General features: G+C 70.2%; 23 protein-coding genes and 1 pseudogene. 13 read left to right on the forward strand and 11 right to left on the reverse strand.

Translation table 11 applies throughout. The annotated features are described in order from the left end of the window. The first annotated feature begins 26 nt into the window (after nt 1-26). Together ACFYYB_RS39960 and ACFYYB_RS39965 are read left to right on the forward strand one after the other, a co-directional pair. On the forward strand, nt 27-1,340 hold the full coding sequence (locus tag ACFYYB_RS39960) for an MFS transporter (protein ID WP_389443232.1): 1,314 nt from the start codon (nt 27-29) through the stop codon (nt 1,338-1,340). A gap of 113 nt (nt 1,341-1,453) precedes the next feature. Continuing rightward, complete coding sequence (locus ACFYYB_RS39965) at nt 1,454-2,080, forward strand: hypothetical protein (protein WP_389443234.1); 627 nt, start codon at nt 1,454-1,456, stop codon at nt 2,078-2,080. A 95-nt stretch (nt 2,081-2,175) separates the two neighbouring features. On the opposite strand, the gene ACFYYB_RS39970 is transcribed toward ACFYYB_RS39965, so the two are convergent. Further along, nucleotides 2,176-3,012, reverse strand: coding sequence for a potassium channel family protein (locus ACFYYB_RS39970; RefSeq protein WP_389443236.1), 837 nt, complete (start codon nt 3,010-3,012; stop codon nt 2,176-2,178). Between the two features lie 125 nt (nt 3,013-3,137). Here ACFYYB_RS39970 and ACFYYB_RS39975 point away from each other — a divergent pair, with 125 nt between their 5' ends. Continuing rightward, nucleotides 3,138-3,719: a YdeI family protein gene (locus ACFYYB_RS39975; protein WP_389443238.1), complete on the forward strand. Its 582-nt coding sequence runs from the start codon at nt 3,138-3,140 to the stop codon at nt 3,717-3,719. Between the two features lie 102 nt (nt 3,720-3,821). Here the strand turns inward: ACFYYB_RS39975 and ACFYYB_RS39980 are convergent, their stop codons facing one another. Together ACFYYB_RS39980 and ACFYYB_RS39985 are read right to left on the reverse strand one after the other, a co-directional pair. Beyond that, a complete protein-coding gene (locus ACFYYB_RS39980; RefSeq protein WP_389443240.1) occupies nt 3,822-4,622 on the reverse strand; it encodes a maleylpyruvate isomerase family mycothiol-dependent enzyme in 801 nt (266 codons plus the stop codon). Between the two features lie 552 nt (nt 4,623-5,174). Next, nucleotides 5,175-6,056, reverse strand: coding sequence for a sigma-70 family RNA polymerase sigma factor (locus tag ACFYYB_RS39985; protein WP_389443242.1), 882 nt, complete (start codon nt 6,054-6,056; stop codon nt 5,175-5,177). A 338-nt stretch (nt 6,057-6,394) separates the two neighbouring features. On the opposite strand from ACFYYB_RS39985, the gene ACFYYB_RS39990 reads away from it, so the two are divergent. Then, on the forward strand, nt 6,395-7,102 hold the full coding sequence (locus ACFYYB_RS39990) for a peptidylprolyl isomerase (protein ID WP_389443244.1): 708 nt from the start codon (nt 6,395-6,397) through the stop codon (nt 7,100-7,102). Nucleotides 7,103-7,204: 102 nt separating this feature from the next. Here the strand turns inward: ACFYYB_RS39990 and ACFYYB_RS39995 are convergent, their stop codons facing one another. Then, the gene (locus tag ACFYYB_RS39995; protein ID WP_389443246.1) at nt 7,205-8,317 is read right to left on the reverse strand and encodes a penicillin-binding transpeptidase domain-containing protein; all 1,113 of its coding nucleotides are present in this window, start codon (nt 8,315-8,317) and stop codon (nt 7,205-7,207) included. 425 nt (nt 8,318-8,742) lie between these two features. Between ACFYYB_RS39995 and ACFYYB_RS40000 the strand changes: the two genes are divergently transcribed. Then, on the forward strand, nt 8,743-9,321 hold the full coding sequence (locus ACFYYB_RS40000) for a TetR/AcrR family transcriptional regulator (protein WP_389443248.1): 579 nt from the start codon (nt 8,743-8,745) through the stop codon (nt 9,319-9,321). 63 nt (nt 9,322-9,384) lie between these two features. Here ACFYYB_RS40000 and ACFYYB_RS40005 read toward each other — a convergent pair whose 3' ends face one another. The 4 genes from ACFYYB_RS40005 to ACFYYB_RS40020 form a co-directional block, all read right to left on the reverse strand. Then, nucleotides 9,385-10,017 (reverse strand): DUF2461 family protein, encoded by a 633-nt coding sequence (locus ACFYYB_RS40005; protein ID WP_389443250.1) that lies wholly within the window; start codon nt 10,015-10,017, stop codon nt 9,385-9,387. 49 nt (nt 10,018-10,066) lie between these two features. Next, complete coding sequence (locus ACFYYB_RS40010) at nt 10,067-10,966, reverse strand: hypothetical protein (protein WP_389443252.1); 900 nt, start codon at nt 10,964-10,966, stop codon at nt 10,067-10,069. Continuing rightward, entirely contained in the window at nt 10,963-11,976 is a 1,014-nt protein-coding gene (locus tag ACFYYB_RS40015; protein WP_389443254.1) for an SPFH domain-containing protein, read from the reverse strand. Before ACFYYB_RS40015 ends, ACFYYB_RS40010 begins: the two co-directional genes overlap by 4 nt. 136 nt (nt 11,977-12,112) lie before the next feature. After that, nucleotides 12,113-12,943 carry a hypothetical protein gene (locus ACFYYB_RS40020; protein WP_389443256.1) on the reverse strand — a complete coding sequence of 277 codons (831 nt, stop codon included), beginning with the start codon at nt 12,941-12,943 and terminating at the stop codon, nt 12,113-12,115. Nucleotides 12,944-13,237: 294 nt separating this feature from the next. Between ACFYYB_RS40020 and ACFYYB_RS40025 the strand changes: the two genes are divergently transcribed. The 3 genes and pseudogenes from ACFYYB_RS40025 to ACFYYB_RS40035 form a co-directional block, all read left to right on the forward strand. Then, entirely contained in the window at nt 13,238-14,746 is a 1,509-nt protein-coding gene (locus ACFYYB_RS40025; RefSeq protein ID WP_389443258.1) for a DUF4246 domain-containing protein, read from the forward strand. Between the two features lie 295 nt (nt 14,747-15,041). Next, a complete protein-coding gene (locus tag ACFYYB_RS40030; protein WP_389443260.1) occupies nt 15,042-15,170 on the forward strand; it encodes a hypothetical protein in 129 nt (42 codons plus the stop codon). A gap of 314 nt (nt 15,171-15,484) precedes the next feature. Beyond that, nucleotides 15,485-15,880: pseudogene (locus tag ACFYYB_RS40035) on the forward strand (ABC transporter permease); the annotation flags it as partial. A 181-nt stretch (nt 15,881-16,061) separates the two neighbouring features. Here ACFYYB_RS40035 and ACFYYB_RS40040 read toward each other — a convergent pair. Then, the gene (locus ACFYYB_RS40040; RefSeq protein WP_389443262.1) at nt 16,062-16,478 is read right to left on the reverse strand and encodes a hypothetical protein; all 417 of its coding nucleotides are present in this window, start codon (nt 16,476-16,478) and stop codon (nt 16,062-16,064) included. 26 nt (nt 16,479-16,504) lie between these two features. Beyond that, the gene (locus ACFYYB_RS40045; protein ID WP_389443264.1) at nt 16,505-17,974 is read right to left on the reverse strand and encodes an NlpC/P60 family protein; all 1,470 of its coding nucleotides are present in this window, start codon (nt 17,972-17,974) and stop codon (nt 16,505-16,507) included. 336 nt (nt 17,975-18,310) lie between these two features. On the opposite strand from ACFYYB_RS40045, the gene ACFYYB_RS40050 reads away from it, so the two are divergent. The 5 genes from ACFYYB_RS40050 to ACFYYB_RS40070 all read left to right on the forward strand — a co-directional run bounded on the left by ACFYYB_RS40050 (nt 18,311) and on the right by ACFYYB_RS40070 (nt 23,248). After that, nucleotides 18,311-19,750 (forward strand): BTAD domain-containing putative transcriptional regulator, encoded by a 1,440-nt coding sequence (locus tag ACFYYB_RS40050; protein WP_389443266.1) that lies wholly within the window; start codon nt 18,311-18,313, stop codon nt 19,748-19,750. Nucleotides 19,751-20,169: 419 nt separating this feature from the next. Beyond that, a complete protein-coding gene (locus ACFYYB_RS40055; RefSeq protein ID WP_389443268.1) occupies nt 20,170-20,793 on the forward strand; it encodes a GPP34 family phosphoprotein in 624 nt (207 codons plus the stop codon). A gap of 592 nt (nt 20,794-21,385) precedes the next feature. Then, nucleotides 21,386-21,694 (forward strand): hypothetical protein, encoded by a 309-nt coding sequence (locus ACFYYB_RS40060; RefSeq protein ID WP_389443270.1) that lies wholly within the window; start codon nt 21,386-21,388, stop codon nt 21,692-21,694. Between the two features lie 612 nt (nt 21,695-22,306). Beyond that, a complete protein-coding gene (locus ACFYYB_RS40065; RefSeq protein WP_389443272.1) occupies nt 22,307-22,846 on the forward strand; it encodes an NUDIX domain-containing protein in 540 nt (179 codons plus the stop codon). 195 nt (nt 22,847-23,041) lie between these two features. Next, entirely contained in the window at nt 23,042-23,248 is a 207-nt protein-coding gene (locus ACFYYB_RS40070) for a hypothetical protein (protein ID WP_389443274.1), read from the forward strand. A 128-nt stretch (nt 23,249-23,376) separates the two neighbouring features. Here the strand turns inward: ACFYYB_RS40070 and ACFYYB_RS40075 are convergent, their stop codons facing one another. After that, on the reverse strand, nt 23,377-23,556 hold the full coding sequence (locus ACFYYB_RS40075; RefSeq protein WP_389443327.1) for a hypothetical protein: 180 nt from the start codon (nt 23,554-23,556) through the stop codon (nt 23,377-23,379). Between the last annotated feature and the right edge of the window lie 89 nt (nt 23,557-23,645).

Raw genomic sequence — 23,645 nt, forward strand, 5'->3', positions numbered from 1 at the left:
CCGGCACCCGGACGCACCGTGGGGCCATGGCAACCACCACCACCACCAAGATCCGACCCCGCGCCCTCGTCCGTGCCTCCGGAGGTCCCCGCTACGCCGTCGCCCTGGCCGTGGACGCACTCGGCACCGGCCTGCTGCGTCCCTTCCTGCTGCTCTACGGGGTGACCGTGCTGGACCTGGCCGCGCCGGCCACCGGAATCGCCATGACGGCAGGCATCGTCGTGGGGCTGGTGTGCATGCCCGCGGTGGGCCGATGGCTGGACCGGGGCGCACGCAGCGCGGTCGTCGCGGCGTCGATGCTGGTACGGGTGCTGGGCGTGGCGCTGTTGCTGGCCACCCCGGCGGGGCACGTCTGGCTGTTCGCGGCGGCGGCGCTCTTCCTCGGCATGGGCAACCAGGCGTGGCCGGCCGCCCACGCGGCTGTCGTGGCCACGATCGCCCAGGGCCGGGAACGCGACATCGCCCTCGCGGCAGGGCGCGCCCTGCGCAACGCGGGCCTGGGCGTGGGCGCGCTCCTCGCCACCGTCTGCCTGGCGGGCGGCGCCACCGCGTTGCAGGCGCTCGCGGCCGTCACCGGGCTCGCCTACCTCACGGCGGCGGCCCTGACATGGTCGGTCCACCTGCACGCGCGCCCGGCCGCTGCCCCGGCCAAGGACGGGGAGGGGTGCGGAAGCGGGGACGGAAGCGGGGGCGACGGGCCCGCACCACGGATGCGCGGGCTGTTCGCCGCCAACGTGGTCTACGTCTTCTGCCTCAACGTCCCCGAAATCGCCCTCCCTCTGGTCCTGTTGACTCAGCTTCACGCGTCCCCGGTGTGGTCGGCGGCCATCTTCGTGGCCAACACGGTGCTGGTGGTCGCCCTGCAGGTGCCGGTCACCGTCCTGATGTCCCGGTTCTCCCGGCGGACCTCGCTGGCTCTCGCGGGCGTGGTACTCGCCGCGTCCTACCTCGGCTTCCTCGCGGCCACCTCACTTGGACACGGCTGGGGTGCCCCGGCTGTCGCCGCGGTGTCCGTCGTTTGCACCATCGGCGAGATCCTCTACGCCGGCAGCGCCACCGCCCTCGTCACGGCCCTCGCCCCGGCCCCTGTCCTGGGCCGCGCCCTCGCCCGCTTCCAGCTCTCCACGGGGTTCGGCCTCGCCGTCTCTCCCGCGGTCATCACCTCTCTCGCACCCCACGGCCCGTCCGCCCTCTGGGGCAGCCTCGCCGCCGCGACGCTCCTCTCCGCCACTGCGGTCGCCACCGAGAAGGGCCAAGGACCAGGGCTCGGCGATCGCCCGGCCCCCGAAGGGCGGTGCTCGCCAGAAGCCGGGAGGGTGCCCACCGTTCGACTGCCATAGCGCGGCCGAGGGCCGACGGCGCTCATCCGCGCCTTCGTCGTCGAGGCCGAACCGAAGCGACCGCGGGGACGACGAAAGGTCCTCTCCGAACAGCGGGTCGGGAACCGTCTGGCGTGATCGTGCGTGAGCTCTTGATGGACAGTCGGCTGGTGGAGGGGAATCTGATGAAGATGAAGACGCGGGTTTGGGCGAACGCGGCAGCGGTATCGGCATGCGTGGCGCTGCTGACGTGCGGGTGCGGTCCGGACGAAGCGAAGGAGGGCGCCGCCGCGAAGCCTTCGCCGCCGTCCGCGTCCACACCATCGGGCGTTCCGTCGGGCACGCCGTCCGCATCCGCCGGAACCGGACAGCCATCGGCCACCGTGAGCGCCGACCTGCCCGCGCCCAGGACGAAGGAGCGCGCGATCCAGCGGTACGAGCAGTACCTCCACGCCCTCGGTCGTGAGGACATCGGCACAGTCTGCGAGGTGGCCGGGCCAGGAGCGAAGAAGGCAGAGGATCAGGGGTTCGGTCCGTGCACGACGACCTACGCGATCGTGTTCCAGATGATTTCACCCGAGCAGAAGAAGGCCCTGCAGACCGCGACGGTCGATCCGCAGCGCGTTCGGGTGCGCACCCTCGACACGATCGAGATGCCGCTCGAAGCGGTCAGGTCCTCCGCCACCTTCTCCGAGGAAGACCTCGGCAGCTACGTCCTGGAATACCTCAAGGACGACTACTACATCACCGACGGTCAGTAACGCGTCAGTCGCGGGGACCCGCCAGAGGCTCCAGGCTGCCGAGGCCGAACGGCCGGCACCCGGTCCGCTTGGTGATCACTTCAGCCGGGACGACCTCACCGCGGTGGTCGCGGGTCGGTGCCCGACGGCTCGCCGTGTCGGTCCTGGCCCGCGTTCCGGTTCAGCCAGTGCCGCAGAGCCCTGATCTCCGAGAGGGTGTCGGCCGCCATCCGGCGTGCCTCCGGTGAGTCCTGGTCCGTCCGCAGGCGGTGGGCGTACCAGCCGGAATACCAGGAGGCGAACGCCCCGATGACGATGCCGAACAGGGCGACGGCCACGATGCTGAGCCCCACCGCCGCCAGCCTCCCGACGGGCGTGATCGGATACAGCTCCCCGTACATGGTCATCGTCATCGTGGTGGCCGCCCAGTAGGCCGCCAGCCCGAGGCTCGTGATCGTCGCGCCCGGCGCACCGCGCTCCGCGGCCAGGGTGACCAGCGCACCCGCCGTGCACAGCAGGACGGAGGCCATCCCGGCGTACAGCATGAGTTCGACGTCCAGACCGCGGCGCACACGATGGCGCAGTGTGGAGACCGCGGTGAGCTCGCGCACCGCACGTACCGGCCGCAGGAACGGGAAGAACACGATCAACAAGTCCGACAGGTGTCTGCCGAACCAGGCAAGGCGGTTGCCTGCCAGGGCGAGCCGGACGAGATAGTCCACGAGGAACACCGCCCAGGTGGCCATCAGGCCGATGAAACACATCTGCCGCATCGCGGCGGTCAGGTGCTCGTCGGCGATCGGCACCGCGAAGCAGGCCATGAACAGCACGGACACGACCAGGAGCGGAATCTCCCCGGCCGCCTCCCAGGCCGCCACCCGCCCGTTGTCGGAGGCCTCCCGGGAAGATGCCCCGTCCGCCCCCGTTGCCTGCGGTGCTTCGCTGGTGTTCACGCCGCCAAGCCTGCCGTGAGATCACGTCACCGACGGCCGTACACGCCGCGAAATGCGGCGGCGTCGGGGGCTGTGGGTCCAAAGTAGGTCAGAATCTGTCCTATCTGGCCTCTAACCTGCGGCTTATGCAGAAATACGAGGACGGCGTCGAGATTCTTGTCCCCGCGAGCCCGGCAGAGCTGGAGGCATGGCTCGACGAGCATCACGGGGAGCGGACCGCGCTCTGGGTGAAGATCGCCAAGAAGCATACCGGCATCCCGTCGCTCACCTGGGAAGAGATGGTCGACACGGTGCTCTGCTTCGGCTGGATCGACGGTCTGCGGCGCGGCTTCGACGACACGTACTTCCTGCAGCGCACGACACCCCGCCGCCCCCGCTCGCCCTGGTCGCAGGTGAACGTCGCCAAGGCAGAGGCCCTGATCGCCGAGGGACGGATGCGCCCCCGCGGTCTCGCCGAGGCCGAGGCGGCGCGGGCGGACGGTCGCTGGGCGACGGCATACGCCTCGCAGAAGAACGCCACCGCACCGCCGGATCTCGTCGAGGCGCTCGACGCGAACCCGGCGGCGCGGGCGTTCTACGAAACGCTCGGCAAGTCCGACCGCTTCGCCCTGTATCTCAGCCTGGTCACCGCCCGTACGGAGAAGACCCGGCTGGCCCGCCTGGAGCGGATGGTGGCGACGCTGGCGAGGTCCGAGCGGCCATCGTGATCAACCGTACTGGGGGTCCAGCGGGCCCGTGCCGCGACTGACGAACCTGGCGAAGGGGTGTGTCCTACCGGCTCGAGGCGCGGCCAACCGCCCTGCTGCCTCCTACTTCTCCTCAGGCTCCCAGGCGCGGAGCAGGTCGAGCAGCCCTGCGTCTCCGTCAACGTGCAAGGAGTCGGCCCGGATCCGGTCGTACAGGTAGAGGACCAGCTCACTGGCCGTGCCGTGGACGGAGGCGCCGGCGGCGTCCGAGTCTTCGCCGGTCGCGGCTGTGGGCGCGGGTATGCGGGTGATGCGTGCGCCGTCGCCGTCGACGCTGAGGCGCCAGGAGCGGCCCTCGGCGGCGTGGAAGTCGAAGGCCGTGGGCTTGTGCGGCCAGGCACTCGGCGTTGCGCAGACGGTGAACAGGAACTCCTCCACACCGTCGAGTGCCAGCTCGACCGGCAGGGGCTGCGGGGCGCCCCCGGCGAGCTGGGCGTCGTAGGTGTGCACCGCGGTCTCCTGGACCCGGTGCCGGGCAGTGCCGCCGGCGGTCCGCGGTGACTGCGACGCGGGCCACCACGTCCAGCAGCCGCTCTCCGGTCCCGCCGCGCGCAGGGCGCCCAGCAGAAGCTGCGTCGACGCGTCCAGCCAGGCCAGCAGGGCCTCACGCTCCTCTGGCACTTCCAGCGCGGCGCGCGCGGCGACGGCCTCGGCCGGGGGAGCGTCGGCAGGCCCCGCGCCGACGATGGCGGCCCAGAAACGGTCTCCGCCACCCAGGTGCTTCACCAGATCGAACAGCGTCCACCCGGGGCAAGACGGCACCTGCGCGTCGAGACCGGGCGCGGCGGCGACCACGGCTCGGAAGGCGGTCGACCGTTCATCGATCAGTCGCAACAGGTCGGGGAACTCAAGATTCTTTTCCACGCCGGTTGTCTATCACCGTGCTCCGGTGATCGGACAGCGATTTTTCGCGGTCGCCGCCGGGGTGTTGAACGCGTGGGCTGGTGGCAGCGGCTCGGCGTCGGCAAGGCGATGAGGGCTGGTCCTTCTCATACTGCGTTCCGGTAGTGATCCTGGCTGTCGCCGGGTGCCCAAGTCGCTTCTGGGATAGGCGAACAGGCGCATTGACCAGGCGAGCGCAGGCGGGCCGAGGGCAAGGGGCACGAGCAGGCGCTGCCGACGCTCGCCCGACGCGGGGCCAACGTCCTGTGGGACGTGTTCCGCGACGGCGCGTCCACCGATCCACACCACCAGTCAAAACGCCGACTTGACCACCTCCTGGGCCGCGACACCGGCACGAAACAGACGTCCAGCTACGAGGTCGGTCGGTCGAGGCCCGTGCCTCGGGCGAACCGGCAGGCCGACGGCTCGCTCCGAGATGGGGATGAGCTGGGGTGAAACCGGTTCACGGAACCTGCGCCAGAACCGGGCTTCGACAGCACTTCGGCGCTTGACCGGCTTTCCCCCTCGGCATGCTCAGGGCGCGGTCACAGCGATGCCCGCCAGCGCTTCTCGATCGGCGATCACCTTCACCTCGGTGATCAGCCCGCTCTCCCCGTTCACCGCGAACCACAGCACCAGGCGCAGCCTTCGCCCCTCGGCCATGACCAGCCCGAACTCTCCGTCCAGGAGCGCCACTCCGGTCGTCGCGGCCCGCCCGATCGCCGCCATCGCTCCCTTGGCAACGGTGTGCGCGCCGAGTACCACGACCGGTTGGGGTGTCGGGATCACGGCCGGGTCCGCGGTCAGCACCACGTCCGGATGCAGCAGACCCACCAGTGCCTCGAAGTCCCCGGCGCGGGTCGCGGCGAGGAAGGCGTCGACGGCCTGTCGCTTTCGGCTCTGGCGTTCCGGTTCGGTGGGGAGCTCGGCGCCCCGGACGCGCCGTCGAGCGCGGCTGGCCAGCTGGCGTGCGGCGGCCGGCGTCTTCTCCAGCATCACGGCGATGTCGTCAAACGACACCGCGAACAGATCGTGCAGCACGAACGCGAGCCGCTCCGCCGGTCCCAGTACCTCCATGACCACGAGGAGCGCCACACCGGCCTCGTCCGCCATCTCGGCCTCGGCGGCCGGATCGATGGCCCCCGGACCGGCCTGTGCCAAGGGTGCCGCGTCGATGCCTTCCTCGCGTCGAGCCTGGCGGGCACGGAGAAGGTTCAGGCAGACCCGGGAGACGATCGTGGTCAGCCAGCCGCCGATGTTACGGACATCAACGATGTCGGTCGTGCTCACCCGCAGCCAGGCTTCCTGGAGTGCGTCGTCGGCCTCGGTGAGCGAGCCCAGCATGCGGTAGGCCACCGCCCGCAAATGGGGGCGCTCCGTCTCGTACCGCTCGGCCTGAAGAAATTTCTCCGCCATCTTTCACATCCCCTCGCGCAGCCGTGGCAGTGAAGCAGAACGACCACGGCAGACCCCGCACCGATGCCCCCGGTGCCAAGTTCGAGGAGACACCATCATGACCGGCAAGATCAACACCTCCATCCTGGTACCCGGCGGCACCGGAACCATCGGCCTCCTCGCCGTCCCGCTCCTGGTCGCGGCCGGGTGGATCGACGTCGGCTGATGTCCGGGCGAGTGTGGGGGGTGCCGTAGACCGAGGTCCCTCGTTGGAAGGACTCCTGCCGGTGTTGGTTGTGTCTGTCCTGGCGGGTGCCGATATCCGGGAAGGACTATGCATCTGCCACGAACGGATTTCCATGCTCATCATCACCTTGCGTGCCGCTACCGGCGCCGCGGTCGCTGCCGGACTCCTCGCCTTCGCCACGCCGGCGCCCAGTACCGTGCTGGTAGCCCATGCCGCGGAGCCGGCACGCACGGCCCGGGCCGGGGAGTGCCTGTATCAGCCCGCCAAGGGGCAGGGAACCAGGAATGTTGGCCGGCCGCCCGCCAAGCCCGCGTACACCGGCGCCGTGCCCGTCACGCTCCAGACCAACCTCGGGGCCATCGGTCTGTCGCTGGACGGCGGGAACGCGCCCTGCACCGTCAACTCCTTCACCTACCTGGCGGGGAAGAACTTCTTCGATACGACCAACTGCCACCGCCTGACCACTGGCGCCCTGAAGGTCCTGCAATGCGGCGACCCCACCGCCACCGGCTCTGGCGGGCCGACCTACCGGTACGGCGACGAGAACCTCCCCAGTCCTGATCCCGGCAAGGGGACAGCCACCTACGCCAAGGGCACCGTGGCGATGGCCAACGCGGGTCCGGGCACCAACGGCAGCCAGTTCTTCCTGGTCTACGGCGACACCGTGCTGCCCCCCAACTACACCGTCTTCGGGAAGGTCGACAGCGGCATGGCCATCCTGCGGGACGTCGCGAAGGCCGGAACCGACAACTCCAACGGCGAGGGCGACGGAGCGCCCAAGAAGAAGATCACCATCCAGAACGTGACCATCGCGCGCTGACCGCCCTTGCAGGGAGCCCGACGCACTGAGAGTGCGTCGGGCTCGGCTGTTGGTGGGGAGGCCTCAGCTGCCGCGGGGGAGCGAGGTGACATCCTGGCCGGGTTACTGCCCGTCAGGTGGGCTGTCGCCGGCGATCCGTTGGGCAACCCGGATTGCCTGCGCGGTGGCGTCGCTGGGGGAGGAAATGTAGACCGCGATGGCAACTGGGCGGCCGGCCGGTGTGCGCGTGGCAGACAGGGCCCAGGAGGCGGATGCGGAAGGAACCCATGCGCTGAACGAGCTTCCGACGGCTGAACGGAGCTGCTCTGTGGTGCGCTCGGAGAGCGCGCGGTGCGGGGGCATGGACCACTTCGGGTCGGTCGTGATCCGGGGGTGGACGCGGAGGCCGCCGTTGGAGATGAGGGCCATCACCATCGCCATCTGCATCGGGGTGACCTTGACTTCGGAGAGTCCGCCAGCGGCGAGAGCGAGCTGGGTGGCGTTCTGCGGCTCGCGCGGCCAGGTGCTTTCGAAGGCGCGGACCGGTGTGTCCATCTTGTCGTTGTTGAACCCGGCCTCCTCGGCCGTGGATGCCAGAGCGTCGGCTCCGAGGTCGGAGGCGATGTGCGCGAAAACGTTCTCGCACGCATATCGCAGAGCTGCTCGCAGGGTGGCGTTGGTGCAGTGGGCCGGGTCGCCGGAGAACCGGGTCGTACTGCCCGGAGCGATGTAGACAGCCGGGTTGTTCGTCGGCGCGTCCACGGATGCCAGGAGTCCACTTTCCAGGGCTGCGGCAGCGACGAGGACGTGGATGGCCGACCCGGGATTCTCCACCTTGCGCAGGGCGCGGTTCCGCAAAGGGCCGTCGACATCCTTGAGCGTTTCCCAGGTCCGTGCATCAGCTCCGGAGTTGCCGCTGAACGCACCGGGATCGAACGACGGTGTGCTCACTTGGCCGAGGATGGCCCCGGTCTCCGTGTCGAGGACAACCGCCGCGCCCCGCTGGTCACGCAGGCCCTCGAAAGCCGCACGTTGCACGTTGGGGTCAATGGTCGTCGGCACGTCTTTGCCGGCCTGGACATCGTCCGCCATGACGCCGTCCAGGCCGACCCTACCGAAGGCCATCGACCAGTAGCCCGTGACCGTGGAGTACAGCTCTCCTTCGGTGTAGGTGCGTTGGAAGGGGGCACCGGGATGTCCCGTCGCCTTCGACCCGGTGATGGGGCGGCCGGCCACGAGGATGTCGCCGGGGCTTCCGTCCGTCTTGGGGGGTCGGGGTTTTGCATCCTGCGTCAGTCCCGTCGGGCTGCGCGAGAGGCCGGGGCGGGCCTCCGCCGGCTCGTCCTGACCTTCCCCGCACCCGGAGATCCCGATGAGCAGGGAAAAGAGCGCGGTGAGCGCGGCGCCGGAGCGGCGGGAGGGTGCAGGCATGCGGGCAATCCTATGAGGCCCTGCCGCAGCCTCAGTTGCAGCGCTGACGCCCTGTGGTCTTGGGGTGTCGGGTTCCTGGTTGGGCGTCTTCCCGGTACCCGTGTCCCGGGTACCGGGGACGCCCCCCGCTATGCAATCGATACGAAACGGACCGTTGCGTGATCATTGTGTGGCCGGAAGTGAAAGCTGTCAACACGAGACGTAGCGTTGCGTTCGGATAGGGTCGGTCCGTGAGCCCCGCAACCCGCAGCGAAGAGTCCCGTCAGGCCATCATCGAGGCCGCTCTCAGCCTTTGCGTCGAACGAGGATTTACCTCGACCACGATCGAGGGCATCGCGGCCCGGGCGGGTGTCGGTAAGACGACCATCTACCGGTGGTGGCCCTCCAAGGCCGCCATCCTCATCGAGGGCGTCGAGAACGCCCGGGACGCCGCAGCCGGCTTTCCCGACACCGGGGACATCCACGCGGACCTGGCCGCACAGACCTCGAGCGTCATGCGACTGTTCAACACGGAGTTCGGTCAGATCTGGCGGGGGCTCATCGGCGCCGCCCAATCCGACGAAGCCGCGGCGGACGGTGTCACCCGGATCCTGAGGGTCTCCATCGACGCATGCGTCGCGCGCCTCGCCAAAGCGCGCGATGCCGGGCAGATCCGCCCCGACCTCGACCTCGAGCTGGCGGTCGAGCTGCTCTACGGGCCGATTTACCACACCTGGCTCCTGCGCACCCGCCCCCTGCCGGAGGGGTACATGGAAGGGGTTCTCGCCATGCTTCTGCCCGCGTTGGTACCCGCGCCCGGCGAACGCTGACCTACGGTCGCCCGCCCTCTACCAGGCCGACGCCGCGCCCTGAATCCAACCCTGTCCGTGATGTCAGGAGGCGTGCTGCACGTGGCGGACCAGCCACGTCAGCAGGGTGTCCAGGTCGGCGGCGGCCGAGAGGACCCGGTCGAGCGCCTCGGAGGTGTGGAGCCACTCGTCGCAGCCGAGGGGGCGGGCGGCGATCAGAGAGCGATGGCGCAGCAGGTCCGTACGGGAGTGGTTCGTCGGATAGCCGCGCGGGGGACGTTTCATCACGTCCCCGGAGATGTCGTAGCCCATCCTCCGAAGGTCCTCGACGATGGCGGACAATTCCCGGCCGCTCCCCTCGGATGCCACGGCCTTGCGGAACCGGTCCACCTGGCCGGGATCGGGGTACCACCAGGCGCCCTGGATGCGCAGGCCGTCCAGGGAGAAACGGAGACCGATCTCGATCTTGCGGTCGAGCCTGATCGCCGCGCTCTGGTTCTGCCACCACCAGGAGTCGGTGCGGTAGTGCCAGACGGAGAAGTCCTCGTATCGCGGGTCCGCGTCCGCGACCTCGTTGAGCAGGGCGATCATCGGCTGGCGGACCAGGCGCTCGCGGTCCGCGCGACAGCGCTCGCGGATCGCATGGCTCGGTTCGCCCTGGAGCTGCCCCAACACGTCCATGGCCTGCTCAGGCCAGCCGGTGAACTGTGCGCGCATGCCGGCAGGTTAGCTCAGCTCGGCGATCTCAGCTCGGCGATCTCATTCTTCACGTCACCAGGTGCAGCGATGTTCCAGCGATACCCAGCCGTACGCTCTGGCCCCAGGTCAGCTCCAGCGCATCGCTCTCCATCCCGTCGCCGAACACCACGATCCGGTCCGACTCCACGGTCAGCTGCAACCCCTGACCCCGCCCCAGTTCCCCGGCGACCCTCGTCGTGCCGGTCGTGGGAGAGGGCCAGGCCTCCCGTACGAACCACACGAGCCGCCGCTCGCAGGGCGCGGGCAGCCCCGCGGAGCTGCCGCGCTCCAGCCACAGGGAACGCAGCCAGCCGGTGGCGCCCGTGCCTGTGCCCACCAGCACCCCGGAGGATGCCTGGGCCTCACCAGGGCCGTTGTCGCCGTCGGAACCCAGGCGGTAGCGGGCCGTCTGGTGACCGTGCGAGCCCAGGTAGATCTCGTTCAGCGCGAGAAGACGCTGGGTGTCGTCGGCGACGGCCTCGACCATGGTCAGTTCCTCCGCCCGGCCGCCGGCAGCGATTGCCGCACGCAGCAGGGCAGCCGTGTCGCCGCAGCGGTGCCGGACCAGGACTCCCGGGTTTCGCCCCGGGTCGGTGTCGATGCCCACGACCGGCTGTCCGCGCAGATACTTCGCGGTATTGGCGACCAGGCCGTCCTGGCCGACCACGACCACCACGTCCTCCGGGGCGAACAGGAAGCGGTCCAGGTCCGCCCGTTCCACCCGGGAGCTGCGCCAGGTGAGCGGCACCGCCGCCGCCACCTCCCGCAGCGCCTGTCGCGTGCGTTCGTGGCGGCGGACCACCTCGTCGATCGACCGGCCCCGGCTGGTAAGGAAGAACGCGGCCTGCCCGTGCGTCCCGTGCCGGGCGAGAAGTTCCTCGTACTCGGTTCTGCGGTGCACGAGCACCGCCCTTGGGGCCAGGCTCACGCTCCCGCGCCGCCTTCCGGGCGTCCGAGCTTGGCGAGGAGCCCGGTGAGGACGTCAGGAGAGAGGGTGATGCTCTCGATCCGCGGCAGGTTCTCCGCCAGCCGGGTCGCCGCCAGGGCGTGCAGCGTGCCCGGGCCTGCTTCGTCGTGCACGCGAAGCCAGGCTGCCTGGACCTCGGCGCGCGCCGCGCCCGTCTCGCGCGCCGCCTCGGCGTCCGCGCGGGCCAGGCAGACCTTGCGGGACGCCTCGGTCTCGGTCCGGATGCCGTCGGCCGTCGCCTTCTCCTCGGCCTCGCGGCGGGCGTTGGTGCCGCGCTGGTCGATCAACTGCTCCTCGCGCCTGGCCAGTTCGATCTGGCTGGCCAGCTCGTTCTCGGCGATGGCACGCTCACGCTCGACGGCGACGGCTCGCCGCTCGTAGGTGGCCCGGTCCGCCTCCTGCTGGATCTGCTCGCGGGCCGGGGTGCGCAGGGCGCGCTCCACCTCTGCCTCGGGGCGGATCGCCACGACCCGCACGGCCACCACATCGATGCCGGTGGCCGGGAGTCTGGGCTCGGCGGCGAGACCGGCGGTGACGTTCTCCCGTACGGAGGCGACGCCGTTCACCAGGGCGACGGCCAGCGGAGTCCGGGCCAGTACGTCCAGCGTGTGCTGTTGCGCGGTTTCGGTGAGGAGGGTGGCGATCTGCTCCAAGGGGGCTCCGCGCCAGCTCCCGGTGTCCGGGTCGACGGAGAAGTCGAGTCGGGCCGCGGCTTCGGCCGGGTCGCTGATCCGGTAGGTGACGGTGGCCTGCACGGCGACGTCCTGAAAGTCGGACGTACGGGCGTGGAACGCCATGGCCAGCTCCCGGTCGTCGACCGGGACTTCGGACAGCGCCGCCGAGAGTGACCGGTACCAGAAACTGAGCCCCAGCCCGTCGTGTACGAGTCGGCCGCGCTTGTGGTGGCGGATGTGCGTGGTGGGCGCGGAGCGCAGATGGCGCCAGCCGAAGCGCCGGGTGATGTCGGCCATGGCGAACCCCCTTCATTTCGTCAATGCGACGATAACGAGATGCGTCGATATCGTCAAGAGGACGAAAAGGGTGGGGGTGAGGCGCTACCCCGACAGCAACGGAAGCCGCACAGAAGGACCCTCGGCCTACGTCCCGTCAGGAGCGGCCGAACCAGCGGCGCTTGCCCCGGGGCGGGGGCGCGGGCGGGGGCGCGGCGCCATTCGCCGGGGCCGCCGGCGGGTCGTCGTACTCGCGGGAGATCGCCTGGACCTGGCCCGACTCGACGTCGTGGCGCACCGTGTCCAGTCCCTGGCGGTCCAGTTGGGCGATGGTCTCGGCGTGGGTGGTGATGTTCAGGGCGAGCATCCCGACCTTCGGGTGGCTCGGGCCGAGCTTCACCTCCTCGCCGAGCAGGATCTGCATCAGGCGGTCGGCGGAGTCGGAGGGCAGGTCCTCGTCCACGGCGACGTGCAGCATCAGGTGCTCCTCGCCGCTGGCTCGCCACCGGACCTGCCCCACCCATACCGAGCGGACGGCGGGGAATTCGCGAATCCGCCGGACCAGTGCGTCGCGCAGGGCGACCGCTACGGGGTCGGTGGACCAGTCGAGCTTCATTTCCGCCCCGGGCCCGTAGGCCGCCCAGTCCCGCAGCACCTGCTCAGGAAAGATCACCTGTCCGTTTCCGGAGCGGACCCCCAACACGGCGACGCCGGTCTTCTCCAGGATGTCCGTCAGTCGCGCCGCGTCGCAGTGCACCATCCCGGCGGCCGTCGGAAGCAGTTGTGCGCCGAGCGCCGCGTCGGTGAAGCCGAGCAGTGTGGGTGGCTGCTCGTCGTCGGGGAGGAACAACACCGATCCGGTGTCGGTGACGGGAACGAACACCCCGCCCTCGAACAGTGCGGAGAGCACCGTGTCCGGCGCAGGCTCGTGCCCGTCCGCACGCCGGTCGAGAAGGTCGGCGAGACGTACGTTCGAATGAGTGATCACGGGTGGAGCGTAGCGCCCAGACGGCCGTAGTCGGCCCCGCCCTTTGGGCATCCGACCACCGTTCCGCGCGGGCTCCCGGGCTACGAGGGGCCGTGCGAGATCCGCGATCCCCGACCCTGCCCGGCGCCCGGATGCGCGGGTGAGTGGTACGGTCCCGACCGGCCGGAAGTCGAGGCCCCCGGAACGGCGTCGTGGGGGTGCGCGCACACCCTCCAACCCTTCCCCCTGGCTGTGGTGTCAGTGGGCCGGGCTATTCTTCCGGGCACCGCACACCGACCTTGAGGACCACCAGAAGTGACCGGCCTGTCCGCTTTTCCGCTGCCCTTCCAGACCTCCCGTTCCCCGGTGTTCGCGACACCGCGGACGCTGCGGGAGCTGCAGATGATGGAGTGCAGCTCGCACTTGCGCGCCAAGCCCGTCTGGTTCGACAAGATGAAGGACGCCGACATCATTGCCAGATGGACGCGGGAAGCGGTGGAGCAGGGCCTGACCGAAGCACAGATGCGCTACGTTCTCGCCGAGCTGGGGCACTACGCCGCGTTGCGGGACGCGCGCACGGGCATCGAGGTGTCCGCGGTCGACGGGGTCTGGCAGTCGGACACCCTCGTCGACGAGCAGCTCAGGTCCCGGCTGCGCGACGCGGTCCGGGTCCTGGAAGAGGTCCCCGAAGCGGAGCGCGACTGGCATCCCGGATCCGACGGCCAAGTGCTGGATCTCGTACACCCCTCCCTGTTCTGCCTGGTGAGGGATGCGAGCGGAGGGCCCGAGCGGGCCTGGCAGAACCCGACGAACCGCTACTCGAAGTACGAGTTCTCGGAGAGGTTCCAGTGGCTGCCCACGGACGTCGACGTCACTGACGACGGCGCCGTCGCCTTCCGCTCGTACGTCAACAACGTCCACCCCGAGGAGCATCGCGCACTGGCGAACGTCCTGCCGGACGTGCTGGCGCGCCTGCGCCCGCTGTTCGAGAACGTGCTCACCGATCTGCGGCACCCGCGGCCCCTGCGGATCGAGGCCGATCCCTACGGCTGGTACGACTCGGAGCCGGAGTACCCGAGCCGGTCTGCCTACAGTGACGACGCGGCCCACATGGATGCCCGCGATGCCTGGGAAGCGGCCTATGAGGCCTGGCGGGAGGACCGCAGCCCGATCGTCCCGGACGCCCCGGTGTACAGCCCGCCCGCACTGCCCGATGCCGCAACCCGGGTCGACCTGCGCGGCCGCCGGCTCCAGGTCATCGTCAAGCTAGCCACCATCCACCTCACCCCGGACCAGCCCGAGTACCCCGGCGGTTCCTGGCATGTCGAGGGCATGCTGAACGAGCGGATCGTCTCGACCGGCATCTACTACTGGGACAGCGAGAACACCAGCGAGAGCCGGCTGGGTTTCCGGGCCGCACTCGACGACCCGCACTATGAGCAGAACGACGACGCCGGGCTGCGCGAGGTCTATGGCCTCCAGGACGAGGACGCGCTGAATCAGCCGCTCGGCTCGGTACCGACCCCGGCGGGCCGCTGCCTGGCGTTCCCCAACGTCCTGCAACACCGCGTGGACGCGTTCCGCCTCGAGGACCCCACCCGCCCGGGACACCGCAAGATCCTCGCGTTCTTCCTGGTCGACCCGGCGGAGCGGATCGTCTCGACCTCCGACGTACCGCCGCAGCAGCCTTGGGCCGACTCGTCGACCATGACGCTGGAGCACGCCAAGGCGTACCGCGAGGAACTCATGCGGGAAAGGAAGTTCTTCGTGGACGAACACAACGAGCAGCTCTACGAACGGGAGTTCTCCCTCTGCGAGCACTGAACCGCGGGTTGGCAGGAGCCCTACCGGCTCCCCACCGCTGGCAGTGGCTTCTGCAACCCGCAAACCGGCCTCTGTCTCGACCTGCCCGCCGCCAGCACGGACAACGGCACCCCACTAGAAGTCGCCGTGTCGACGATCTGCGGGAGGAGGCCGACCGCTTCCAGGTGGAGCCGGCCGTGGCTGAGCGGGAGTGGAACGATCGGGTCATCGCCCGCTCACGCGTTGGCGAGGTACTGGCCCAGGCAAACAACGCCGTCGTCGGCCTCGCAGCCTCCGAGGGTCTGCCGGTCCCGGTGTGCAGCCGGCGATTCCCGCCGTCGCCGACATCGTCACCGGACTCCACGATCGCGGGTACACCTTCGTGACGGTCTCCCAACTCCTCGCACCGGCCCACCCCGAGCCCGGCAAGGTCTACCGCCCGTAGGTGCCTGTGCCTGGGCATGGGCCCGCAGGCGCGCCTCATCCCCGTCCCACTTCTGCCGACGGGCGCACTCCTCGGGTCGCATCGCCGCCATCAGCTCACCGAGCGGAACCCCCTGACGCAGGCCTCGCGACACGACCGGCGACCGCCTGCGGAACCCGGCGGGTCAAGAGCCCAGGCCGACGAAGCCGGCTGCGGAGGTGGGTGCGGCAGGCCGACGAGCGGGCCGGCCGCGGGCCCGCCCGTGGAGGCGAGGCGGCCGAAGGCCGGGACGAGGAGCTGGTTCGGCTGCGGGCGTGCTTGGCAGGCTGCGCGAGGCCAGCCGGATCGCACCGCGTGATCTCCCCATCGGCGTCGCGGGCCCCGAGGCGGCGGCCGAAGGCGTGCAGAAGCAACTGCAGGAGAAGCCGGGCGCGTTCGAGATCCATCGGTACGCCGACGAAGCCGCGGCCCGTGCGGCCATCGAGGCCCGGACGGTCTACGGCGCGGTCGTCGTCACCCAGCAGGGCCCGAAGCTGCTCACCGCCTCGGCCGCGAGCACGGTGGTGGCCCAGCTGCTGCAGCAGGCGGTAACCGCTGGGAGCCCGCAGGGCACGCAGGTTCAGATCACCGACGTGGTCGCGGCGCCGGCCAAGGACCCACGCGGCGCCGTACTCAACTCCAGCCTGCTGCCGATGACCCTCGCGGGAATCGCGGCCGGCGCCGTCATTACACGCCGGAGCCGGGGACGTGGTCGGTGGCCTGGGGGAGCATCGGCTCGAGGGCCGGTACCGGCCTGTGGTGGGAGTCGGACCCGGCCCTCGTCAAGCGGTTCCGCAAGGGCGGTGGCGCCTGACGGAGAAGACCTCGGGGAGGCCTTCTCCGTCAGATGGGGTGCTCAGACTCCGGTCGCCGTCAGCACGGCCGGACGTGGTACACGGGGTTGTAGTCGTAGTTCCAGTTGTGCTGATCGGGCCCGGCCAACGGGTAGATGGTCGAGCCGTTGCCGCGCATGAACCGGGCCCACGTGTTGCCGGTCTGGCGGCTGTACCACCCGCCGATCCCGTTCCAGTTGTACAGGTTGTACGTGGTGCAGTGCGGCAGCTCGAAATGGACACCACCGATCTGGTTCGTGTAGATGCAGATCGCGCCCACGGGGCAGGGCACGTCCTGGGAGTAGGCGGGCAGCCAGCCCTCCTGCGGCCCCCACACACTGGCGCTTTCATTGTCGCCGTCGGCGGTGGCGGAGGCCGACCCGGTCAGCCCCGTGGTCGTCAGCGCGAGTGCCGCGGCGGCCACCGCGACCGCGGTGCGGGTGCTTCGAAACTTCATGGTGACTCCCTTGAACGGATGGGGGTTCAGGCGGTGGCGCAGGTGGGGACGCCGGCCATCCACGCGTCCCCCTTGAGGTAAATGTTGGTGATCCATCCGCCCAGGTCGGGCAGGTAGGACCAGGCGTCGTTGGTGACGCCTTCGGCTGTGATGGATTGGGCGTGCATCTGGCAGGAGATCAGCACGCTGGTGCCGCCGGTGATCGTGGTGACCACGGCCGCGCCGGTGTTCGGCTGGGTCCGGATGTTCAGGGTGCCGCCCCAGGTGGCGTGTCCGATACTGCCGCCGGTCGAGCCTCCGGAGTCCCCGCAGGTGGGTACCCCGGTCATCCAGGCCGGCCCCCTGAGGTAGATGTTGGTGATCCAGCCGCCCAGTTCGGGGAGGTAGGACCAGGCGTCGTTGGTGACGCCTTCGGCGCTGATCGACTGCGCGTGCATCTGGCAGGAGATGACCACGCTGGTGCCGCCCGGGATGCTGGTCACCACGGCCGCCCCGGTGTTGGGCTGCGCCCGGACGTTGAGCGAATCGCCCCAGGTGGCGTGTCCGATGCCGCTTCCTCCACCACCCGCGTCCGGAACGGGTACGTCACGACAGGACGGCACGTCGGTCATCCAGGCCGGACCTCTGAGGTAGATATTGGTGATCCACCCGTGCAGGGCCGGGAGGTAGGACCAGGCGTCGTTGGTGACTCCCTCCGCCGTGATCGACTGGGCGTGCGCCTGGCAGCCGATGAAGACGCTGGTGCCGCCCGCGATGGTGGTCACCACGGCCGCCCCGGTGTTGGGCTGCGCCCGGACATTCAGCGTGTCGCCCCACGTGGCGTGCTGGATCTGACCGGTGTCCCCGCCTCCGCCGCCGGGGTCGGGAGCCTTGGACTGCATCCGCAGGGCGCCCGCGTAGTCGTTCTTGGAGCCCCAACGGAAGTCCGAGACCATGATCTTGGTGTCGGACTCCTTCGCCTCGACCATCAGTCCCGCTCCGAGGTAGATGGCGACGTGGTGGATCGCTCCAGGTTTGCCCCAGAAGAGGATGTCCCCCGGCAGCAGCGGGGCGGTGCCCGCGGCTGCGCCGAAGCGTGTCGAGCCCGGCGGGTACAGCCCGTAGAGGTTGTTCGTCAGGCCGGGGGAGCCGGCGATGTCGTAGTCGTAGGCCTGCGCCAGGGCCCAGCGCACCAGGCCCGAGCAGTCGAATCCCGTCCGGAACGGATCGTTCCTGGAGCGGACGGGATCGGACCGGTCGATCGCTCCCTTGGTCATGCCCGGCTTCGCGCCGTGCCCGCCGGTCCAGACGTACCAGATGTCGGAGTCGGCCACGGCGCACGCGGCCCGGACGGTCTCCGCGGCGATCTCCGAAATGTCGTCCTCGTGTTCGCGGGGCTGGCACAACCCCGCGGCGTGAGCCGGTGCGGCGAGCGCCGTCGACGTCACGACGCCCCCCAGCACGGCCAGCAAGGCCGCCAACGCGAACGTGGTCAGCCTGTGCACAAGTCTGCGCACGTCGATCCCTTCTGCTCTGGTTTGGGGCCGGCCAGCCCCCGTGTTCGCGCTCGCGCCGCTCGCCCCCCGCAAAGGGCAGACGTCGTCTGACTCGGCATCGATTCCGCGCCGACTGGCCGGCGTGCTCACTGTGAGGGGGCCCGCTATGCGTCCGCCAATCACCCGCTACACGCCGCCGCTAACCGTCCCGAACAGGAAGAACTCCGGTGAACGGACCCGGCCGACCGCCATGTCTGTAGTCCCCATTCGAGCCAGGAAGGGTCGTGAGGGCGTTACGCCGCCGGAGCGCGCGGCTTTAAGATCGCCCGGCACTTGTGCTTCTAGGGGGAGACGGACATGCGGTTCACGGTTCTGGGACAGGTAGGGGCACAGGGCGTCGACGGGGTGATCGAGGTCCAACGCCCCCAGCGGCGCGCGGTGCTGGCCTATCTGCTCCTGAACGCGGGGCAGCCGGTCACCCTCGAACGGCTCATAGACGCCGTCTGGGCCGACGAGGCGCCGAGCAGCGCGCGGACCCAGGTCCACAGCGCGGTCTCCTCGCTGCGCCAGACCCTGCGCGGAACCGACCTGGCGGACCGGATCCAGACCACGGCCGACGGCTACATCTGCGCCGTCGACGACACGGAACTCGATCTGCTGGACTTTCGCGCCCGGGTCCGGCGGGCGGCCGAGGAGATGACGGGCCGGGAGGAGGAGCAGGCGTCGGAGACCCTGCGCGAGGCGCTCGCGATGTGGCGCGGTGCCCCGTTGGCCGGGGTCAGCGCCGCGTTCGTGGAGCCGGCGCGGGCGCGGCTGAACGAGGAGCGGCTGGACGCCTGCCAGCAGCTGGCGGCCTGTGAACTGGGCCTCGGGCGGGAAGCCGAGCTGGTGCCGACGCTGACGGAACTCGTCGAGGCCAACCCGCAGCGCGAGCAGCTCGTCGGGCAGCTGCTGATCGCCCTGTACCGCACCGGGAGGCAGGCCGAGGCGACACAGCGCTTCGCCGACACCCGGCGCTTCCTCGCCGAGGAACTCGGCCTCGACCCCGGGCCCGAGCTCTCCGCCATCCACGCGGCGATCCTGCGCGCGGACCCCGGACTGGCGACGGCCGCGCTGTCCTCGAGGACTCCCCGGACCAGCCCGGCCGTTGAAGCCGCCCCCGCATCGGAGGAGACGCCCGCACGTCTGCGGCGCGGCGAGCACCCCGCAGATGACGACCTTCCCGTGGTGTCCTCGGAGGGACCCGCTGCCGCGACGGGCGTGCGCGGGCCGTGGGGCCGCCGGATCCGGCTGGGGCTGGGGGCGGCAGCCGTCGTCGCCGGCGTGGCCGCCGCCATCGGGTTCGTGCTCCACGACAGCGGTGCCCCCCGTACCGGGGCGGCCGCCCCCGGCGCCACCGGTCGGGGCCCGTCCGCCTCGCTGTCCGGCCCGCCGTCCGGCCAGGCGCGGCCCGCGCCGACGGGCCCGGCCGGGAAGCTGGAGCCCATCCGGGTGTTCAACATCGACGGCGACTGCAAGACCCAGACCGAGCGCCTTCCCGCATGCCGACTCAGCCTGGCCCGGAACCCGTACGTCACCTACGACCTGAACAATGTCGTCTCGCACCGGGTCTGGCACGGCGACGTCCTGATGGCCGACTGCATGGTGGTCAACGGCATCCGCATCGAGGACGAGCACGGCGTGGGAACCCCCAACTGGTTCCGTGTGCACCTGACGGACATCCCCGAGGCCACCGCCTGGCTGCCGGCGGTACGCACCCACGACGACCCCGGACTGCCCGTCTGCGCCGCCGCCTGATGCGTGGACGGGCCCGACCAGGAAGCGGAACCGCTTCGTCAGGGCTGAACGCCACCGCCCACACCCGACCGGTGTGCCCGCGCAGGATGGTCCGCGTCACGCCGGTGGCCGTGTCCCACAGGCGCGACGTTCACCGCGTCGCAGGCGGCGACCCGGCTGACCGGATCGGTCATGGCCCCGGCCCCCGGGGTCGGCGTCACGAGAGGTGCCTCCCTGCCATCCACGAACGTAGCCACGTCCTCCGGGGCGACGAGAAGCTTCGGGTGAAACCGCAGGGCAAGCCGCCGTCCCTGGGTCGTCCGCGCCGGCAGGGGAACCATGGTGTCTCCCTGGGCGTTGCCACGACGCTGGGAGTGGGCCGGAGGCAGCGCGGCCGGCCCGGCGGATCCGAGATTTCGAAGTTTTTGAGGGGAGCGCCCATGAGTACGGCCAAGGACTTGTGCATCATCGCCATGGACGAACGGCCGGGGGCCGGTGTCGGGCAGGGCGACTTGTCGCTCGCGCTCGCGGGTGCCGAACTGATCGATCTCCTCGCCGTGGAGGCCGCTTCGCTGGACGGCGACTCCATCGTGCCGGGCGGCCCGTACGAGCCGCATGACGAACTCGTCGCGGAGGCCTTGGCGGCGCTCATCCGGGAGATCCCGTACGAGAGCGTCGAAGACTGGCTGTGGCGCCGCGGCCGGGACCTCTCCGATACCTACCAGGCAGCCCTGGAAGCCGCCGGTCAGTTGACGCGGGGACGGCGCGCCCTGCTGCCCTTCGGAAACGATCGCCTCGAAGTGGCCGAGACGCCCGTCCGGCGCCGGGCCCAAAGCCGCTGGGAGGCCGGCGAGCCCACGCTCCTCGCCCTCGCCAAAGCCGTGGGCATCGCGGACACCCGCTGCGAGGACTCGAGCGAGCACGCGAGCGAGCCGGTCCACGAGCACGAGGCGGTGACCACCGTGCTGGCGATCGTCAACGACGCGGTGATGGAGCTGGAAGCCGTAAGACAGCGGCGTTCCATCGAGAACGCGGCCTTCGCCAACGTCTGGCGCGTCCCTTAGGGCCAGTCGGTGGCCCGGTGCGCACCAGCCGACAGCCGGCCGAGGCGGTTGACCAGGGGCCCCATCGTCTGCGATCTCGGCCGCGATCGCGCGTGTGCCGGTCCGCTGGGGCAGGCCGGTCGCGCGCGGTATGGCCGGGGCCCGAGCCGTGCGGGCGGCGGTATCGGCACTCCTCCGGAACTCCTACTGGCGGGGTACGTGGTTCAGTCGCGGGGCGCGGGTGGGTTTATGTGCCGCCTGGCCCCGGCGTCGGCGGCCGGGGAAGGGGTTGCGTCGTGCGGGCACGCTTGGCGCCAGGACCAAGAGGGCGATGACCGCGAGGGTCGAGGCGATGATGATGACGGTACCGAGGACCATGGTCCTGCCTTCCGGTGCTTTCTGATGGCCTATAGCTACTTGGTGTTACCGAATCTCGGGCAATCAAACACGCTGGGTGACTTTTGTGTGGCGGCGGCCGAGCATCCGCCAGGAGGTATCCGGGGGAGCGGAGTGGCAGGCCTGTGCGTGACCGGGATCGCGTGGTGCGAGTTCGGCATGAAGAATTGGGGGTAGTCGGGTGGCACTGGAGATCCGTCCTATGTGAGGAGTTGCCGTGACCAGCTTTGTCATCACGGTCCCCGGCACGTTCGTGTCGGACGTTGCTGATTCCGTGCGCTTTGTCGTCGAACGGAAGTTGGCGTCCCGGCATACGGAGGTCAGCGAGAACGAAGGGCTGCGCCTTCTCAGCGTGAACGACGACGGCACCTTTTCCATCCGGCTCGAGGTTGAGGCCCCGGACAAGTACGAGGCGGAGCTCGACGCCATGCGGATCGTCACGGCGGCGCTGAAGGAGGCAGGCCTCTCACAGTCTGAAGCCCCGCTCGGCCCGCCGGCCGTGACCGGTATCGACAGCGGCTTGTGATTCCCTTGGGGCCGAGGGACGCGAACGCCTGGTCTCCGCCGAGAAGCCACGGACCGCCGGAGTGACGGCCTGGGACCGGCCGGAGCCGGCATGGCTGATACGGCGGTTGATGCAGCCGCCAGGGTCAGGAGCCCGCGGACGAACGCCCGTCGGTGGCGGGGCGCCCTCGTAGGATCGGTTCTCGCGTCCGGGTAGTCGGACGGCCGTGAACGTTCCCTGCGACCCGTCCTGACCCGGCCGTCGGGCACGACCCGCAGGGCTGAGCGGCGCGGAGGCTCTTGTCATGTGCCCGTGGACACAAATGCAGGACTTCAGGGGCCCGGACACGTGACACCGAGCACAGGATCGAAGGCCGCTTACGAAGCTGCCTGGCAGAGGGGTGAGCGAGCTCACCGGTGAGGCGCACCATCGGCTGCCGGCTGCGCCGTCATGTGCTGACCCGGCCGGACGGCGGATCGAGCACGCCGGCAGGAAGGAGGGCCGCAAGGTATTCGCCCTGCCGGGCCTGCCGGCCGCCTGAGCGCCCGCAAAGGGCGCAGTGTCCGGTTCCGGGCGGGTGACCTCGGGCCAAAGCCCGCCCGGCCCCCGGATCCCGCCGCGATACTGGCGGCCATGACGAACACCCCTGCCACACCCGCCCCGTTCTCAAAGATCAAGATCCGGACCGCGGCGCTGGTGTTCTGCGGAGACGATGTCGCCCTCATCCGCCGCGACCGCGCCGACTCCACCCACTACACCCCGCCCGGCGGCAACGTTGAACACGGCGAAGACCTCACCCGCGCACTTGCCCGTGAGCTCGCCGAGGAACTCGGCCTGGATACGTCGGCAGCCGTGGGCGGGGACCTGATGTGGGTCGTCGACCAGCGCGTGACCCGCCCGGGCCCGACCCGGCCGCCCCGCAAGCTCCACCTGATCTACCGCTTCCACATCACCCCCGACACCCGCGCGACCCTCGCCGAACAGGAGCTGGACGAGCTCCCCGACGGCAGCCACGAGGTCGGCGTCATCGAGTGGATCGACTACCGCAAGACCGCCGAGCTGCCCATCTTCCCGCCCATCGGCCCCGCCCTCGCCGCCCTGACCGATCCGCACGCTGCCGTCACCAACGCGGCACTGGACGCCGTCACCGACGCGAACTACACCTGGGTGTAACCCTCAGACGCCCCGGCTCGGCACGAGGTTCTCCCCGCAGCGATACGCAGGACGCCCAGGCCGACCGGGTCAGCGCCGGATCCGGTCGGTCTGGGCTTGTTGTACGGGACCGCGCCAGGACGGACATGTGGCGGTGTGGACCGCGGCGGCCCGGATATCTCCTCGCAGGTCTCGGCCGGCTGCGTGCTACCGGAGATGTTCCAACTCCGGGCAGACCTGCGCGAGCACCACCCGGCCCAGTGGCTGCCGCCGTCGCCCGACGCGTGGTGCCGGTACGGCGCGGAGCGAGCCGCAACCAAGCTCCGCTGGGGCCTGGCGGTGGACGAGGCGGAGCGGGACAGGCCGCAGGACGTCGCGGCCGGTTGCGGCGGTACCGAGGTGGAATTCACCCCGGCTGCGTAGCAGGACGGGCGTTGCTGCCCGACCTGCGGTGAGCGCATCGGCGGTGACCGGCGAGGGAGGTTCCCTCGCCGGTCCGTCGGAGTGTGCGGGCGCCAGTGTCGGTGACAGCGGCCCCCTTCTCCCGATGCTCAGCGACGTCGGCTACGGGTCGCCCAAGTGCCGCCGATGCCGGCCACGTGGAGAGCGAGCAGCATGAGGCCGAGGATCATGAAATTGCCGGACGAGAATACGTGGTTCGTCGAGATCTCCGCCACGTTGATCAAGAAACTGATGAAGAACAGCACGGCGGCCGCAATGCCAAGCATCATGACTCCTTCCAGAAGGTGTCATCCGTATGCCCGTCAGCTCCGACTGCATGCGGGCTCGTTGCGCTCTCGTCGCCCCACTGGTCCCTGCG

This window comes from Streptomyces sp. NPDC002886, assembly GCF_042888445.1.
Lineage (GTDB): Bacteria > Actinomycetota > Actinomycetes > Streptomycetales > Streptomycetaceae > Streptomyces.